General features: G+C 66.2%; 15 protein-coding genes. 9 read left to right on the top strand and 6 right to left on the bottom strand.

The genetic code is table 11. The features are described from left to right. Entirely contained in the window at positions 1 to 732 is a 732-nt protein-coding gene (locus tag AC16HO_RS16840) for a DUF2066 domain-containing protein (RefSeq protein ID WP_484335596.1), read from the bottom strand. Positions 733 to 892: 160 nt separating this feature from the next. On the opposite strand from AC16HO_RS16840, the gene purM reads away from it, so the two are divergent. From purM to AC16HO_RS16825, 3 genes are all read left to right on the top strand, one after another. Further along, positions 893 to 1,930 carry a phosphoribosylformylglycinamidine cyclo-ligase gene (gene purM, locus AC16HO_RS16835; protein ID WP_395641989.1) on the top strand — a complete coding sequence of 346 codons (1,038 nt, stop codon included), beginning with the start codon at positions 893 to 895 and terminating at the stop codon, positions 1,928 to 1,930. Next, a complete protein-coding gene (purN, locus tag AC16HO_RS16830) occupies positions 1,927 to 2,589 on the top strand; it encodes a phosphoribosylglycinamide formyltransferase (RefSeq protein ID WP_395641988.1) in 663 nt (220 codons plus the stop codon). Before purM ends, purN begins: the two co-directional genes overlap by 4 nt. Before the next feature lie 73 nt (positions 2,590 to 2,662). Next, the gene (locus tag AC16HO_RS16825; RefSeq protein WP_395641987.1) at positions 2,663 to 3,352 is read left to right on the top strand and encodes a DUF3108 domain-containing protein; all 690 of its coding nucleotides are present in this window, start codon (positions 2,663 to 2,665) and stop codon (positions 3,350 to 3,352) included. A gap of 76 nt (positions 3,353 to 3,428) precedes the next feature. On the opposite strand, the gene murA is transcribed toward AC16HO_RS16825, so the two are convergent. Together murA and AC16HO_RS16815 are read right to left on the bottom strand one after the other, a co-directional pair. Then, on the bottom strand, positions 3,429 to 4,688 hold the full coding sequence (gene murA / locus AC16HO_RS16820) for a UDP-N-acetylglucosamine 1-carboxyvinyltransferase (RefSeq protein WP_395641986.1): 1,260 nt from the start codon (positions 4,686 to 4,688) through the stop codon (positions 3,429 to 3,431). 9 nt (positions 4,689 to 4,697) lie between these two features. Then, the gene (locus AC16HO_RS16815) at positions 4,698 to 4,940 is read right to left on the bottom strand and encodes a BolA family protein (RefSeq protein ID WP_395641985.1); all 243 of its coding nucleotides are present in this window, start codon (positions 4,938 to 4,940) and stop codon (positions 4,698 to 4,700) included. A 414-nt stretch (positions 4,941 to 5,354) separates the two neighbouring features. Between AC16HO_RS16815 and AC16HO_RS16810 the strand changes: the two genes are divergently transcribed. The 6 genes from AC16HO_RS16810 to AC16HO_RS16785 all read left to right on the top strand — a co-directional run bounded on the left by AC16HO_RS16810 (position 5,355) and on the right by AC16HO_RS16785 (position 9,576). Next, positions 5,355 to 6,371: a KpsF/GutQ family sugar-phosphate isomerase gene (locus tag AC16HO_RS16810; RefSeq protein ID WP_395641984.1), complete on the top strand. Its 1,017-nt coding sequence runs from the start codon at positions 5,355 to 5,357 to the stop codon at positions 6,369 to 6,371. Positions 6,372 to 6,521: 150 nt separating this feature from the next. After that, positions 6,522 to 7,046 (top strand): KdsC family phosphatase, encoded by a 525-nt coding sequence (locus tag AC16HO_RS16805; RefSeq protein ID WP_395641983.1) that lies wholly within the window; start codon positions 6,522 to 6,524, stop codon positions 7,044 to 7,046. Then, on the top strand, positions 7,043 to 7,669 hold the full coding sequence (gene lptC, locus AC16HO_RS16800; RefSeq protein ID WP_395641982.1) for an LPS export ABC transporter periplasmic protein LptC: 627 nt from the start codon (positions 7,043 to 7,045) through the stop codon (positions 7,667 to 7,669). Before AC16HO_RS16805 ends, lptC begins: the two co-directional genes overlap by 4 nt. After that, positions 7,666 to 8,385 (top strand): lipopolysaccharide transport periplasmic protein LptA, encoded by a 720-nt coding sequence (lptA, locus tag AC16HO_RS16795; protein WP_395641981.1) that lies wholly within the window; start codon positions 7,666 to 7,668, stop codon positions 8,383 to 8,385. Before lptC ends, lptA begins: the two co-directional genes overlap by 4 nt. Then, on the top strand, positions 8,385 to 9,104 hold the full coding sequence (lptB, locus tag AC16HO_RS16790) for an LPS export ABC transporter ATP-binding protein (protein WP_395641980.1): 720 nt from the start codon (positions 8,385 to 8,387) through the stop codon (positions 9,102 to 9,104). The genes lptA and lptB overlap by 1 nt, the downstream gene beginning before the upstream one ends. 31 nt (positions 9,105 to 9,135) lie before the next feature. Beyond that, on the top strand, positions 9,136 to 9,576 hold the full coding sequence (locus AC16HO_RS16785; protein ID WP_395641979.1) for a nucleoside deaminase: 441 nt from the start codon (positions 9,136 to 9,138) through the stop codon (positions 9,574 to 9,576). A 48-nt stretch (positions 9,577 to 9,624) separates the two neighbouring features. On the opposite strand, the gene AC16HO_RS16780 is transcribed toward AC16HO_RS16785, so the two are convergent. The 3 genes from AC16HO_RS16780 to AC16HO_RS16770 form a co-directional block, all read right to left on the bottom strand. Continuing rightward, positions 9,625 to 10,695 (bottom strand): hypothetical protein, encoded by a 1,071-nt coding sequence (locus AC16HO_RS16780; protein ID WP_484335595.1) that lies wholly within the window; start codon positions 10,693 to 10,695, stop codon positions 9,625 to 9,627. Positions 10,696 to 11,512: 817 nt separating this feature from the next. Beyond that, entirely contained in the window at positions 11,513 to 12,442 is a 930-nt protein-coding gene (locus AC16HO_RS16775) for a right-handed parallel beta-helix repeat-containing protein (RefSeq protein ID WP_395641977.1), read from the bottom strand. Positions 12,443 to 12,618: 176 nt separating this feature from the next. Continuing rightward, positions 12,619 to 14,085: an efflux transporter outer membrane subunit gene (locus AC16HO_RS16770; protein ID WP_395641976.1), complete on the bottom strand. Its 1,467-nt coding sequence runs from the start codon at positions 14,083 to 14,085 to the stop codon at positions 12,619 to 12,621. Between the last annotated feature and the right edge of the window lie 77 nt (positions 14,086 to 14,162).

Below are 14,162 nucleotides of genomic sequence, written 5' to 3'. Positions count from 1 at the left end.
TCACGGCTCGAAATCGAGCACCGCATCGACGCCCTCGAGCGGCGGCTTCGTGTTCGTCGGATGCGCGAGCCGCGCGGCATCGAGCGCCTCGATCAGGTCCCGCAGCGAGCCGCGCGCGTCGACACGTGCCTGCAGGACGTTGCCGCGCGCCTGTTCGACACGGAACCCGCGCACTTCGGGATTGGCGCCGAGCGCCCCGACCAGGCGTGCGTAGTCCTCGGCCGAACGCAGGCCGCTGAACCAGAGGCGATAGCTGCCGGACGGCGCGGGCGGCACGGCATCGGCTGCAACCGGCGCCGCATCCGCACCGGTACCGGCCGCGGGCGGCACGCCCGCCGACGCCGTGGCCGCGGTCGCGCCCTCCGCGGACGTTGCCGCGGCTGCGGGAGCCGCGACCTGGTCGCGTACCAGCGCGTCGATCTGCGTCGCGTCGAATTGGGCGACGAGCAGAAACTTCGCCGGCGCCTTGTTCGGCTCGGCGTTCGCTGCGGTGTTGGGCTGGTAGCTGTAACTGCGCGCGTAGCGTTCCGCGCGGGTCAACGCACGCGCGACCTCGGGACGCTTGAGCACACCCGCATCGCCCTTCGCCGCCTGGGTCACGGCCTGGCCCAGCGCAATGCGCAGCGCGGTGGCGCGATCCTGGTCCGACTGTGAGGCGACCGGCGCGGTTCCGGTGTAAACGCCGGCCGCAACAGCGAAAACCGGCGCGAGGCTGGCGAGAACCAGCAGCAATGACCTGAAAATTCGATGATTCCCTGGATTCACGAAATCCTTCCTGCCGGACATGCCGGAGAGGTTCCCGGCCATGCCGCAAGATAACAAATTTGCCTTGCGGCCGTGAAATCGCGGTGTACGGTATCATGCGCGCCCGTTCCGGCCGACTTCCTCGTCCATGTCCGCAGAAAAAGAATCGCTCACCTATCGCGCCGCAGGCGTGGATATCGACGCGGGCGAGGAAGTCGTCGAGCGCATCAAGCCGCTGGTCAAACGCACGTTCCGCAAGGAAGTCATGGCCGGCCTCGGCGGCTTCGGTGCGCTGTTCGAACTCGCCGGCCGCTACCGCGACCCGGTGCTCGTTTCCGGCACCGACGGCGTAGGCACCAAGCTCAAGCTCGCGCAGACCCTCGGCCGTCACGACACGATCGGCATCGACCTCGTCGGCATGTGCGTCAACGACGTGCTCGTGCAGGGCGCGGAGCCGTTGTTCTTCCTCGACTACTTCGCCACCGGCAAGCTGCACGTCGACACCACGGTCGCGGTCGTCGGCGGCATCGCCAAAGGCTGCGAACTCGCCGGCTGCGCGCTGATCGGCGGCGAGACCGCCGAGATGCCCGACATGTATCCGCCGGGCGAATACGACCTCGCCGGCTTCTGCGTCGGCGCGGTGGAGAAGGCCGCGCTGATCGACGGCTCGAAGGTGCGGACGGGCGATGCAATCATCGGCATCGCCTCGAGCGGGCCGCATTCGAACGGCTATTCGCTGATCCGCAAGATCGCCGCGCGCGCCGGCAATCCTTTCGATCTCGATCTCGGTGGAACCAAGCTCGCCGACGCACTGATGGCGCCGACGACGATCTACGTCAAGCCGATCCTGGAATTGTTGAAGGCGCAGCCCGTGCACGGCATGGCCCACATCACCGGCGGCGGCCTGACCGAGAACATCATTCGCGTGGTACCCGACGCGCTCGGCATCGCGCTCGACAGTTCGACGTGGAAACTGCCCGCCGTGTTCGACTGGCTGCAGCGCGAAGGCAACGTGCCGCAGGCCGAAATGTGGCGCACGTTCAATTGCGGCATCGGCTACACGCTGATCGTCGCACACGACCAGGTGGCGGCGACGCTGCAACGCCTCGCCGCGCTGAACCTCGCCGCGTCGGCGATCGGCGAAATCGTGCCAGCGCGCGGCGACGAGCGCGTGCATATCGCGTGACCGTGCGCCGCCGCGTCGTCGTCTTCGCCTCGGGCCGCGGCAGCAATTTCGCCGCGTTGGTCCAGGCGCAGCGTCGCGGCGAACTGCCGGTCGATATCGCCGGCCTGCTCTGCGACAAGGCCGCCGCGCCGGCGCTTGCGCTTGCACGCGCGGCGGGAATCGAAGCGGTGGCATTGAGCCCACGCGACTACGCCAGCCGTGAGGACTTCGATCGCGCGATGTTCGCACGCGCCGCGCGGCTCGCCCCGGATCTGATCGTGCTCGCCGGCTACATGCGCATCATCGCTCCGGCCGTGGTCGAGGCATGGCGCGGACGCATGATCAATATCCATCCCTCGCTGCTGCCGAAATATCCCGGCCTGCACACTCACCAGCGCGCGATCGACGCGGGTGATGCCGAACACGGATCCAGCGTGCACTTCGTCACCGCCGAGCTCGACGGCGGCCCGGTGATCGCGCAGGCGGGCTTGCCGATTCTGCCCGGCGACACCGCCGAGACGCTGGCCGCAAGACTGCTGCCGCTCGAACACCGCCTGCTCGTCGCGACAACGCGACTGGTCGCCGACGGCGAGGCTGCCCTGGCCGGCGATCAGGTCGTCCGCGGCGGGCAGGCGCTCGCCGCTCCCCTGCATCTGGACGCGAACGGCAACCTCGCCTGATCCGGTCCGATATCGGTTCCGTTCAGTCGGCACGCGGCAGACTGCCAGCGCGTTTCCACCGACCCGAACCTCCATGCGCACGCTCGCCCTCGCACTCCTCGTCGCCCTGCCCACCGCCGCCGTCCACGCCGTCGAGCTGAAACCGGCCAGCGCGATCTATGCGGTCACCCGCAACGGTTCGGCGATCGGCGACTCGAACTTCAACCTGAAGCGGAATCCCGACGGCACCTGGACGCTGACCAGCGAGACGAAAGGTACGTCGGGCAAGGCGCGCCTGCTCGGCATCGACGTGCGTGAAGAGTCCACGTTCCGCTGGAATGGCGGCAAGCCGCAGACCCTGGTCTACGACTACCGGCAAAGTTCGATGATCAAAAGCCGCACGCGCCACATCGACTTCGATGCGACCGCGCAGCAGGCGCATTCGCAGGAGAACAAGGATCGCTTCACCTACGCGACGCCGCCCGGCACCACCGACCGCGGCACGCTGCAACTGCTGCTCGCCGCCGCCGTTGCCGATGGCGCGCACGAAGTCAGCGCGCCGGTGGCGATCCGCGACCGCGTCGAACAGCAGCACTACGCCGTCACCAGGGACGAAACCATCCAGGTTCCCGCCGGCAGCTTCAACGCCACCCGCGTCGAACGCACCGACAACCCGGGCAAGGCGGTCAACTGGTACGCACCGAACGCGGGCGTGCTGCCGATCAAGGTGCAACAGGTATCGGGCGATGGTTCGACGGTGGTACTGGAGCTGAAGCAGAAATAGGGCGCGGGGAATCTCCGACCCCGTCGTTGCGCTTTCCACCCTGACTTTCCGCGCGCCCGGCGCGCGACTTGTTGCGCTACGACGGCAGTCGCCGGATATGCGCCCCGAGCGAGCCGAGCTTCTCCTCGATGTTCTCGTAGCCACGGTCGATGTGATAGACACGGTCGACCGTGGTATCGCCCTTCGCGGCAAGCCCGGCCAGAACCAGACATGCGGAAGCACGCAGGTCGGTTGCCATTATCGGCGCGCCGGTCATCGTGGCGACACCATGGATCGTCGCGATATTGCCATCAACGCGAATATCGGCGCCGAGGCGCTGCAGCTCCTGCACATGCATGAAGCGGTTCTCGAACACGGTTTCGGTGATCACGCCGACGCCTTCGGCGACCGCGTTGAGCGCGGTGAACTGCGCCTGCATGTCGGTGGGGAACGCGGGGTACGGCGCAGTGACGATGTCGACCGCCTTCGGCTTGCGCCCGCGCATGTCGAGCTGGATCCAGTCTTCACCGGTGGTGATCTCGGCGCCGGTTTCCTCGAGCTTCTGCAGCACGACGTCGAGCGTGTCCGGACGCGCGCGCTTGGCCAGCACGCGGCCGCCGGAAATCGCACCGGCAACGAGGAAGGTGCCGGTCTCGATGCGGTCGGGCAGCACGTCGTAGTCGGTGCCGTCGAGGCGGTCGACGCCTTCGATGACAATCGTCTCGGTACCGGCGCCGGAAATCTTCGCGCCCATCGTGTTGAGGCAGTTGGCGAGATCGACGACCTCGGGTTCCTGCGCCGCGTTCTCGAGCACGGTCGTGCCCTTGGCCAGCGCGGCGGCCATCATGATGTTCTCGGTACCGGTCACGGTGACGATGTCGAAGCGCACGCGCGCACCCTTCAGGCGTTTCGCACGCGCCTTGATGTAGCCGTTCTCGACGGTGACGTCGGCGCCGAGCGCCTGCAACCCCTTGATGTGCAGATCGACCGGCCGCGAGCCGATCGCGCAGCCACCCGGCAGCGACACGTCGGCCTCGCCGAAACGCGCGACGAGTGGACCGAGCACGAGGATCGAGGCGCGCATCGTCTTGACCAGATCGTACGGCGCGAAATAGCGGTTCGCCGTGCGCGGATCGATGTTGATGCGCATGCGCTCGTCGATTTCGAGGCTCACGCCCATCTGGCCGAGCAGTTCCATCGTCGTGGTCACGTCGTGCAGGTGCGGCACGTTGGTGATCGACACCGGGCCGTCGGCGAGCAGGGCCGAGGCGAGGATCGGCAGCACGGCATTCTTGGCGCCGGAAATCTGCACTTCGCCGTTGAGCGGCGCACCGCCCGAGATCACGATTTTTGCCATGGTTGGGAGTTACCGTTGTTGTCTGGCCGACTCTTCTGGAGTCAGCGTTTTCAGCGCGAGCGCGTGGATCGCGCCGCCCATGAGATCACCCAGGGTCGCGTAGACGAGGCGGTGGCGCGCCAGCGGCAGCTTGCCGGCGAAGGCATCGGCGACCACGACGGCCTCGAAATGCACGCCATCGGCGCCCTGCACCTCGGCCGTCGCGCCCGGCAGGCCGCGCTCGATGAGATTCTTGATCGTTTCGGTGTCCATGGTAGGCGGCAATTGTGGCGCGGAGCGGGCACGCGGACGGTTTGTCCTCCGCGCGGCGGTTGTTGCGTTGTTTTCGTCTTGAATCGCCCCGACCCGTGCAAGCCGCGGCGGAACCGGCCACGGCCCGCCGCTGTCCCAGCGCAGGGATCTTCTGGCTGGCACAGGGGGTGACGGCTACAATAGGAAAACGGGTACCTCGAAAAACCGTGGCGAGCGAAGAGAATTTGCGCGTCGCCGGAGCGCAGGAACCGGAGCATACATACGAGTATGTGAGGATTCCGAGCACCGCCGGCGCGCAAATTATCGAGCGCAGCAGGTTTTTCGAGGTACCCGAACGGCAATGGTAACGAATTACCTCGATTACAGAAACCCGGACCCTGCCTATCCACCGCTGTCCCTGCTCAACCCCTGCTGATGAATGCGAAGATCCAGCCATTGAACCCGGCGCCGACGCGGCTCGACCCCGCCGCCTTGAGGCGCAGCGCGACCACGGTGATCGAGACCGAGGCGCGCGCGATCGACCTGCTCAAATCGCGTATCGATGGCGCATTCCTGCATGCATGTGAACTGATGCTCGACTGCAACGGCCGCGTCGTCGTCTCGGGCATGGGCAAGTCCGGACATGTCGCGCGCAAGATCGCCGCGACCCTGGCCTCGACCGGCACCCCTGCCTTCTTCGTCCACCCGGGCGAGGCCAGCCACGGCGACCTCGGCATGATCACGCAGAAGGACGTGGTGCTCGCGCTGTCTAACTCCGGCGAGACCGACGAGCTGCTCGCGATCCTGCCGCTGGTCAAGCGCCAGGGCGTGGCGTTGATCCTGATGACCGGCAACCCCGATTCCACGCTTGCCGCGATGGCCGACGTGCACCTCGACGTCAGCGTGCCCGAGGAAGCCTGCCCGCTCGGTCTCGCGCCGACCGCGAGCACGACCGCGGCGCTGGTCATGGGCGATGCGCTCGCCATCGCCCTGCTCGAAGCGCGCGGCTTCACCGAGGAGGACTTCGCCCGCTCGCACCCGGCTGGCGCGCTTGGCCGGCGCCTGTTCGTGCACATCGGCGACATCATGCACACCGGCGAGCGCATCCCGACCATTACCGTCGACGCGACGATCTACGAAGCCATGGCCGAGATGACGCGCAAGGGCCTCGGCATGACCGCGATCGTCGACACGGATGGCGCGCTCGCCGGCGTGTTCACCGACGGCGATCTGCGCCGCGCGATCGACAACGACCATATCGACCTGCGCAAGACCCCCGTCACCGAGCTGATGAGCACCGCGCCGAAGACGATCCGCGCCGACAAGCTTGCGGTCGAGGCCGCGCAGCTCATGGAGGCCCACAAAATTCACGCCCTGCTCGTCGTCGACGCGGACGAGCGCCTCGTCGGCGCCCTCAACATCCACGATCTGTTCCGTGCGCGCGTGGTCTGAGCACGCAGAGCCGCGGTGAATCGTGCCGGACGCGGCGCAGGCACCCGACGCCCGCCCGGCAGCGCCGCGCAGGGGGTGGCAACGCCCATCGTCAGTCTGCGTTAACTGCCAATCCCTGTAGAATCGCGGCTCGCCTGCCCTCAATCCGCCATGCTGCCGACCGACCTGCCCGCCGACATCCTCCAGCGCGCCGCGCGCATCAAGCTCGCCGTGTTCGACGTTGACGGTGTGCTCACCGACGGGCGGCTGTGGTATGCCGCAGACGGCAGCGAGCTGAAGGCGTTCCATGCGCACGACGGCGCGGGGATGAAACGCCTCGCCGCTGCCGGTATCGAGATCGCGGTGATCACCGCGCGCTCGAGCCACGTGGTCTCGGTGCGCATGGCCGAACTCGGCATCGTGCATGTTTACCAGGGCCGCGCCGACAAGCTCGCCTGCTTCGAGCACCTGCTCAAGGCACTGCAGCTCGAGCCCGCGGATGCCTGCTACACCGGCGACGACGTGGTCGACCTGGCGCCGATGCAGCGCGCCGGGCTGTCGATCGCGCCGGCGAACGCACACCCGTACGTGCGCGAGCACGCGGCCTGGCGCACGCGGCAGGCCGGCGGCAACGGCGCGGCGCGCGAGGTCTGCGACCTGTTGCTCGCCGCGCAAGGCAAGCTCGGACTGCCATGATCGAACGCCGCACCTGGCTCGTCATCATCGTCCTCGCCGTGATCGCGTTCGCCGCGTGGATGGAGGTGTGGCTGATGCGCGCGCGCGACACGAGCGAGGATTTCACCGGCCCGCCGCGCTCGGACTACACGATGAACGACTTCACCCTCGACGCGCTCGACAGCGAGGGCGCGCACTCGTTCACCGTGACCGGACCGCGCATGTCGCGGCGCGGCGACGACGGCTCGGTCTACGTCACCCGGCCGAACTATGAAATCGTCGACAACAGCAGCAACACCTGGAAAGGCACGTCCGACTCGGCCTGGGTCGACAAGGACGGCAACGTGATGAAGCTCGAAGGCAAGGTGCTGATGCACCGCGAGCCCACCGACAAAGCCGAGCGCGTGGACCTCGACACCAACGACCTGACGATCACGACCGACCCCAAGCTCAAGGATGCACAGGGCCATCCCGTGGCCAACGCGCCACACCGGAACAAGCGCATGGAAACCGCAGCGCCGACGCGGATCGTCGAGACCGACAATACCGCCTACGGCGTCGGCATGAAGGCCGATCTCGACCTGAAGACCGTCGAGCTGTTGTCCGACGTACACATCGTTAGCATGCCGGGGAAAGGAAAATGACGACGCGCAACTTCATCACCGCCTGCGGCACGGCCGCGTTGTTGCTCGCAAACCATGCATCCGCATTGAAGAGCGACAAGGACCAGCCCGCCAACGCCGACGCGAACTACTCGAAGTCGGTGCAGAGCAGGACCGGCGCGGCGAACGACCCGGACGTGTTCGATCTCGACGGCAATGTCGTCATCACGCGCGGCTCGATCAGGATGACCGCGGCGCATGCAACCATCCAGCAGATTCCCTCCGGCGCGAAGGACCCCAACGCCGGCAAGATGTCGCGCGTGATCCTGACCGGCAAGCAGGCCCATCTGCAGCAGGTCCACGACGGCGACTGCGGACTGATGACCGCGAACGCCGACCGGATCGACTACAACCCGTTGACCAACCTCGCCGAATTGACCGGCGGCGTGGTCGTAGTGCAGCAGGGCCGCGGCGAATTCCACGGCGAGCACATGATCTACAACACCGACACCGGCGACATGGAATCGGGCAACAAGGCCGAACCCTCGGGCCGCGTGCACCTCGTCATGGAGGCAAAAACGCAGACGCAATCGGCGAGCGCGAACAACTGCGGCTTCCCGGCCGGCGCGGCAAAACCCGTCGTGGCGAAGCCGCTGGACAGGCCTGCCGAGGCCAAGCCGCAGCCGAAACAGGCGAAGCCGGCGGTGAAGCCGGCGGCCAAGCCGGCACTCGACAAGAGCGGGGACGGGGCGCACTGATGCTCAACGCGGTCGGCCTGCAGAAAAGCTACAAGGGTCGCGCCGTCGTGCGCGATTTCGAGTTCAGCCTCGAACAGGGCGAGATCGTCGGCCTGCTCGGCCCGAACGGCGCCGGCAAGACGACGACGTTCTACATGGTCGTCGGCCTGGTCGGCGCCGACGCCGGCCGCATCACCCTCGACGAGCACGACATCACCGCGATGCCGATGCACGCGCGCGCGCGCCTCGGCGTCGGTTACCTGCCGCAGGAACCTTCGGTGTTCCGCCGCCTCAGCGTCGAGGAGAACGTGCTCGCCATCCTCGAACTGCGCGACGACCTCGACGCCGCCGGCCGCCGCCGCGAACTCGAATCGCTGCTCGACGAACTGCAGATCGCACACATCGCCAAATCCAAGGGCCAGTCGCTGTCGGGTGGCGAGCGTCGACGCGTGGAGATCACGCGCGCGCTCGCGGCGAATCCGCGCTACATGCTGCTCGATGAGCCATTCGCCGGCATCGATCCGATCTCGGTCGACGAAATCCAGCGTATCGTGCGCCAGCTGAAGGCACGCGGCATAGGCATCCTGATCACCGACCACAACGTGCGCGAGACCCTGGGCATCTGCGACCGCGCCTACATCATGAGCGAAGGCGGCGTGCTCGCCAAAGGCTCGCCCGAAGACGTGCTCGCCAACAAGCAGGTGCGCGAGGTGTACCTGGGAAGCAAGTTCCGCATGTAGGTTCACCCAGCACCGCAACACTGGAGTCACCATGTCCGACCCTTTCCTCGACGCCGCGATAGAAGAAGCAGAGCTTGGCCTCGCCGAGGGCGGTATTCCGATCGGAAGTGTGCTTGTGCACGAAGGCCGCATCATCGGTCGCGGCCACAACCGGCGCGTGCAGAAGGGCAGCCCGACCCTGCACGGCGAGATGGACGCGCTCGAAAACGCTGGTCGTCACCCGGCAATGGTATATCGCAACGCCACGATCTACACGACGCTGTCGCCGTGCTCGATGTGCTCGGGCGCGATCGCGCTCTACGGCATCCCGCGCGTGGTGATCGGCGAGAACCAGACCTTTCTCGGCGAAGAAGACTGGTTGCGCGGCAGGGGCGTGCGGCTCGAAGTCGTCAACGATGCTCGCTGCATCGAGCTCATGCGCAAGTTCATCGCCGCGCGGCCGCAGTTGTGGAACGAGGACATCGGCGAATAGCGCCGGGTCACGGCCCGGCCACTCCGGCGTGGTCGCTGCGGCGGATGTTCAGGCCCGGTGTACCGAATGCAGACTGCGGGTCGCTTGCGCGCTCGCGGGACGGATCGTCGCTCCGAGCCAGCGGATGCCCAGTCGCCCCTGCCGCCAGGGAAACTGCGCGACCGAAAACGTCGCCACGCGCCGGCCGTCGACGGACAGTTCAGCCCCTTCGGCATCAGCGCGCAGGCGAACCTCGCCCGACAAGGGCACGTCCCCCGAATCGAGCGCCGGCTTGATCGACCACTCGCCATCGGCATGGACCCAGAGCTGGAGCACGGCGCGATGCTGGTCGACCACATTGATCAACAGCGCATGCATGTCGGTATCGCTGCCATTGCCGCGGTAGACCACGACGGCGACATGCGACTCGCCGTGACTTTTCGCCAACTCGTAGCGAAAACCCAGCTGCGTCTCCGGCTTGTCTTCGGCACCGAGCCGGGAGATCAGGCAGAGATTCCGCTGACCGGCGGTGCGTGCGCCGTTTGCGCCGGCGACGGGGGTACCGTATCGGGTTTCGAACCCAGGCCACAGCACGCGGCTGTCGCGCGCCCTGCCGCTGGCCTTCATTTTTTCCACCGCGACAACTGAGCGCAGATCGCATGCGCGCAGCTCGGACAAACCGGCGAAGGGGTGGCCGTGGTGGGCGAGATCCTCGACGTTGAGCAGACGCACTTCATGGACCTGCCCATAGGGGCCGAGCGGGAAATAGTCCACTGCCTGCCAGGTTCGCCGGTCGAGCATCCACAAACCGCATTGGCAATTTCCACGCTGCCCGCGAAGCGCCCTTTCACTTTCGCCGACGAGAACGAAGTCGCGCGAAACGGCGAGGCCCCGCGTATACACGGGGCCGCCCGATTCCCACAGCAAGCGATTGGTTTCAAGTTCGATCACCGCGCCAGCTTCGGAATGACAACTGATCGCCTCTCCCTCATCGCCTATCCAGATGTTGTGCAGCCCGGTGCGGCCCTCGATCGCCCTGACTTCGACCAGCTCCAGGCCCGGATACGCGAACACTCCGAGTTTCGAGCCGTTCGTGAACCGATGCGCCATCACGTAAAGACGGCCGTTCTTCTCGAACACCGAATTGAGATGGTCGCCTTCTGCCCCGTCCGCATTGAATCGGTCCCAGCGCGCGTCGGACAGCCTGACTTCCTGCACCTGTCCTGGCCGGTCGAAATCGAACACGGCGACGGCGTTGCGTCCGGTATTCGTGCAAACGATGCGACCATCGGATGCGCACAGGATCTGATGCGGCGCGGAGAGGAAACCCGGTGTCGTACGCTGTCCGCAGGAAACGACGCCGACTTCGGACGCGGCGTAGGATCCGATGTCGGCGAACGTGACGTGTTCGGCTCTGTCGTGGGAAAGCACGAGGTCTTTGCCTTGGGGATGCCAGGAAATGCCGTAGTACCCGGGGCGATGCGATTCCAGAGGCACCACGCGCCGCGATGTCAGGTCGATCAGCAGCAGGAAGTGGATCGTCGAGACAATCGCCAGAATCGGACCCGGATCGCGCGTACCTTCTTCGGAGGCGGGCTGCCGCACGGGCGATCGGCCGGATATTTCGTTTACAGCACCATTCATCGGGGTCTCGCCAGATCGGGAAGCCGGACATCCCAAGAAAAGAACCGGGAGTCACAACGCATTCCTCTCCCATCTGTTGACAAGAAATCGCGACGAAAAGATTCAAAGCCCTGCCCGCTCCACGCTGAACCGCATCGGCCCGAGTTGCAGAGTCCGTCGATCGCGCGAGGACGAACGGGACAACGAGTCGACAATGCGCGGAGTACGGCGGCATGCGCTGCCTGCCGAGAGTCAATCGCATGCAGCCATCGGGAATCCCAAGCACGGCGCCGGAAGAGATTCATCCCGGCGCCGAGAAGAAGAACGCTGCAATTCACAACGAACCGATGGTCTGCGTCGGCGCACCCGAAGTGTCCGTGACGTTGCCGGCAATGTGGTTGTTGCCGAACGAGATCAATGAACCGCCGACTGCGGCGATGCCCCCGCCGTTGCCCGTGATCTGCATGTTCGAAATGTATACCGTCGCGCTGGTGCCCGAATAGACGCCCCAGTTCGCATTCGATGCGACCGTACCGCCGTCGATACTCAGCTTCGCCAGCCTCGCATCGAGCGAGCCGGCATTGAATCCGTTGCCGCCGCTGCCGGTGACGACACAGTTGAGCACGGAAGCATTGACTCCACCAGTGATCCTGAGCCCGCGCAGATTGCCTTGCATGAGCACATCCGACAGCGTGGCCGTGGCGGCCACGGAGCTTCCCGGTGCCACGTAGATCGCGCCTCCGGCGTTGCTCAGCAACTTGGTGTTGTTGACGTAGAGGGCGCCGGTGGAGCCGGTTCCGGGAGCAAAATTGATGCCTTGCTGGGTAAACCCGTAGATCTTGCTGTTTTCGACGTGCAGGGTCCCGCCGCCGATATGGGTGATGCCGTTGAGGCCGGTTCCCAATCCATTGATGTCCAGATTGCGCAAGGTGACGACGTCGCTGGCGCCGGCGTTCACGACGATGCCGTTGGTTCCGGAAACGAGCACGCCGGCAATGCTGCCGCCGCTGCCGTCGATCGTGATCGATTTGGTGATCGTCACCGCGCCGAACCCGCCAGGATCGAGCACGTTGATTTCACCGCTGGGAGCAGTCTTGGAAATCGCTCCGGCGAAAGTCTTGCACGGCGCGGTCCGGCTGCATGGGTTGACATCGTCGCCGACGCCGGAAACCCAGGTTCGCGTAGCCTGGGCGTTGACCTGAGTGGCGGCGAACAGGCAGAAAACGAAAAGCGAAAGCTTGTGGAACAAGTAGCGTATGTTCATGACAAATCCCCTGGATATGTTGAGAGTCGGAATTGCAGGTCCCGCGAACGGCCCGAATCGAAGCCGGCGGCCCATGCCAAGCGCTGCACATGCTGCGCGTTATATGTAACATTTTTCCTGCGGCGAATAGCGTATTCTGCGCACACTATCCGGCAAGGCATCGACTACCGGCCGGGCTATCTTCCGGTCGAGCCGTCTGCGTTCGTTCCGCCGGTGTTTGCCTCGCGCACATCCTGCGTCCGCCAGCCACCGCCCAGAGCCTTGATCAAGCCGACGCTGTCGTTGAGACGCGTGCCCAGCAAAGTGATCGCGGCGCGTTCGTTGCTCAGCGCGGTGTTCTGCGCGGTGACGACGTTGAGATAGCTGACCAAGCCGGCACGGTACTGGTTGGTCGCGATCTTCAGCGATTGCCCGGCCAGCGCGACCGCCTCGTCCTGCGTCTGCGCCTCCTGATCGAGAATACGCAGCGCGGCAATCTGGTCCTCGACGTTCTGGAACGCGGCCAGCGATACTTGGCGGTAGTTCGCAACCGCGGCATCCCAGGCCGCGCGCGCCTGCGCATTCTGCGCGCTGCGCGCGCCACCGTCGAACAGGGTCTCGGCGAGCTTCGGGCCGATCGACCAGTAGCGGCTGGGCGCCTCGAGCAGTTGCGACCACACCGAGCTGGAATAGCCGCCGCTCGCGGACAAGGTCAGCTGCGGAAACCACGCGGCCACGGCGACACCGACCTGCGCATTGGCCTGCGCGGCCTGGCGCTCGGCGACGGCGACATCGGGGCGGCGTTCGAGCAGTTGCGACGGCAGGCCGGTGGGAATCGGCGGCGGCTTGAGCGCAAAGGTCGTCACCGGCGCAAGCGAAAACTGCGCCGGCGTCTTGCCGACGAGCAGGGCCAGCGCATGCTCGTACTGCGCGCGGGCGATGCCGAGATCCATCGCCTGCACCTGCGCACTCTTGAGCTGGGTCTGCGCCTGGATCACGTCCGCGCGCGCGGCGACGCCGGCCTTGTACTGGTTCATGGTCAACTGTTCCGCCTTGCGGTAGGCATCGACGGTGTCGTCGAGCAGGCGCTTCTGTACATCGACGATGCGCAGCTGGAAATAGGTCTGCGCCAGCGTCGCCTGCAAGGACAGGCGCGTGTTCGCCAGTGTCGCCGCGCTCGCCTGTGCGCTGGCGGTCTCGCTCTCGATCTGGCGCCGCACGCCGCCCCACAGGTCGGGCTCCCACGTCGCCGCGATCGGCAACTGATACGCCTTGCTGATCGCCGCGCCGGAGCCGCCGCCGATCACCGTGCCGCCGGAGACGATGCCGCCGCTCGCGTTGCTGTAACGCGCGGAACGCGTCGCGCTGAGGTTCGCCGACACGCTCGGCCAAAGGCTGGCGCGCGCGCCCGCGACCAGTGCGGACGCCTGCCGGTATTGCGCCTCGATCTGCTGCAGGTTCTGGTTCGACGCGAGCACCTGTTGCTGCAAATCGTCGAGTACCGGGTCGTCGAAGAGCTTCCACCACATGCCGCGATCGAGTGCATCGGCTGGCTGCACGGGCTTCCACCCGGCCAGCTCCTTGTACGTATCGTTCGCGTAGGCCGCCGCGCCTGCCACCTCCGGGCGCCGGTAGTCGGGTCCGGCGGCGCACGCGGAAAGCATCAACAGCACCGTACCCACGCACAGTCGAAGGCGAGCGTCGAAGCTCTCCCCGGCACTGCGGAAGCGAACGCATACGG

Source organism: Rudaea sp., assembly GCF_057139185.1.
This window is presented reverse-complemented; position numbering and strand designations above follow the sequence as displayed.

Bases quoted from the DNA above. Each gene is read 5' to 3' on its own strand.
- AC16HO_RS16805 (WP_395641983.1), top strand. From the start codon at position 6,522: ATGCTGCCGACCGACCTGCCCGCCGACATCCTCCAGCGCGCCGCGCGC.
- lptC (WP_395641982.1), top strand. From the start codon at position 7,043: ATGATCGAACGCCGCACCTGGCTCGTCATCATCGTCCTCGCCGTGATC.
- AC16HO_RS16770 (WP_395641976.1), bottom strand. From the start codon at position 14,085: ATGCTTTCCGCGTGCGCCGCCGGACCCGACTACCGGCGCCCGGAGGTG.
- AC16HO_RS16825 (WP_395641987.1), top strand. From the start codon at position 2,663: ATGCGCACGCTCGCCCTCGCACTCCTCGTCGCCCTGCCCACCGCCGCC.
- purM (WP_395641989.1), top strand. From the start codon at position 893: ATGTCCGCAGAAAAAGAATCGCTCACCTATCGCGCCGCAGGCGTGGAT.
- murA (WP_395641986.1), bottom strand. From the start codon at position 4,688: ATGGCAAAAATCGTGATCTCGGGCGGTGCGCCGCTCAACGGCGAAGTG.
- AC16HO_RS16775 (WP_395641977.1), bottom strand. From the start codon at position 12,442: ATGAACATACGCTACTTGTTCCACAAGCTTTCGCTTTTCGTTTTCTGC.
- AC16HO_RS16810 (WP_395641984.1), top strand. From the start codon at position 5,355: ATGAATGCGAAGATCCAGCCATTGAACCCGGCGCCGACGCGGCTCGAC.
- AC16HO_RS16815 (WP_395641985.1), bottom strand. From the start codon at position 4,940: ATGGACACCGAAACGATCAAGAATCTCATCGAGCGCGGCCTGCCGGGC.
- lptA (WP_395641981.1), top strand. From the start codon at position 7,666: ATGACGACGCGCAACTTCATCACCGCCTGCGGCACGGCCGCGTTGTTG.
- AC16HO_RS16785 (WP_395641979.1), top strand. From the start codon at position 9,136: ATGTCCGACCCTTTCCTCGACGCCGCGATAGAAGAAGCAGAGCTTGGC.
- lptB (WP_395641980.1), top strand. From the start codon at position 8,385: ATGCTCAACGCGGTCGGCCTGCAGAAAAGCTACAAGGGTCGCGCCGTC.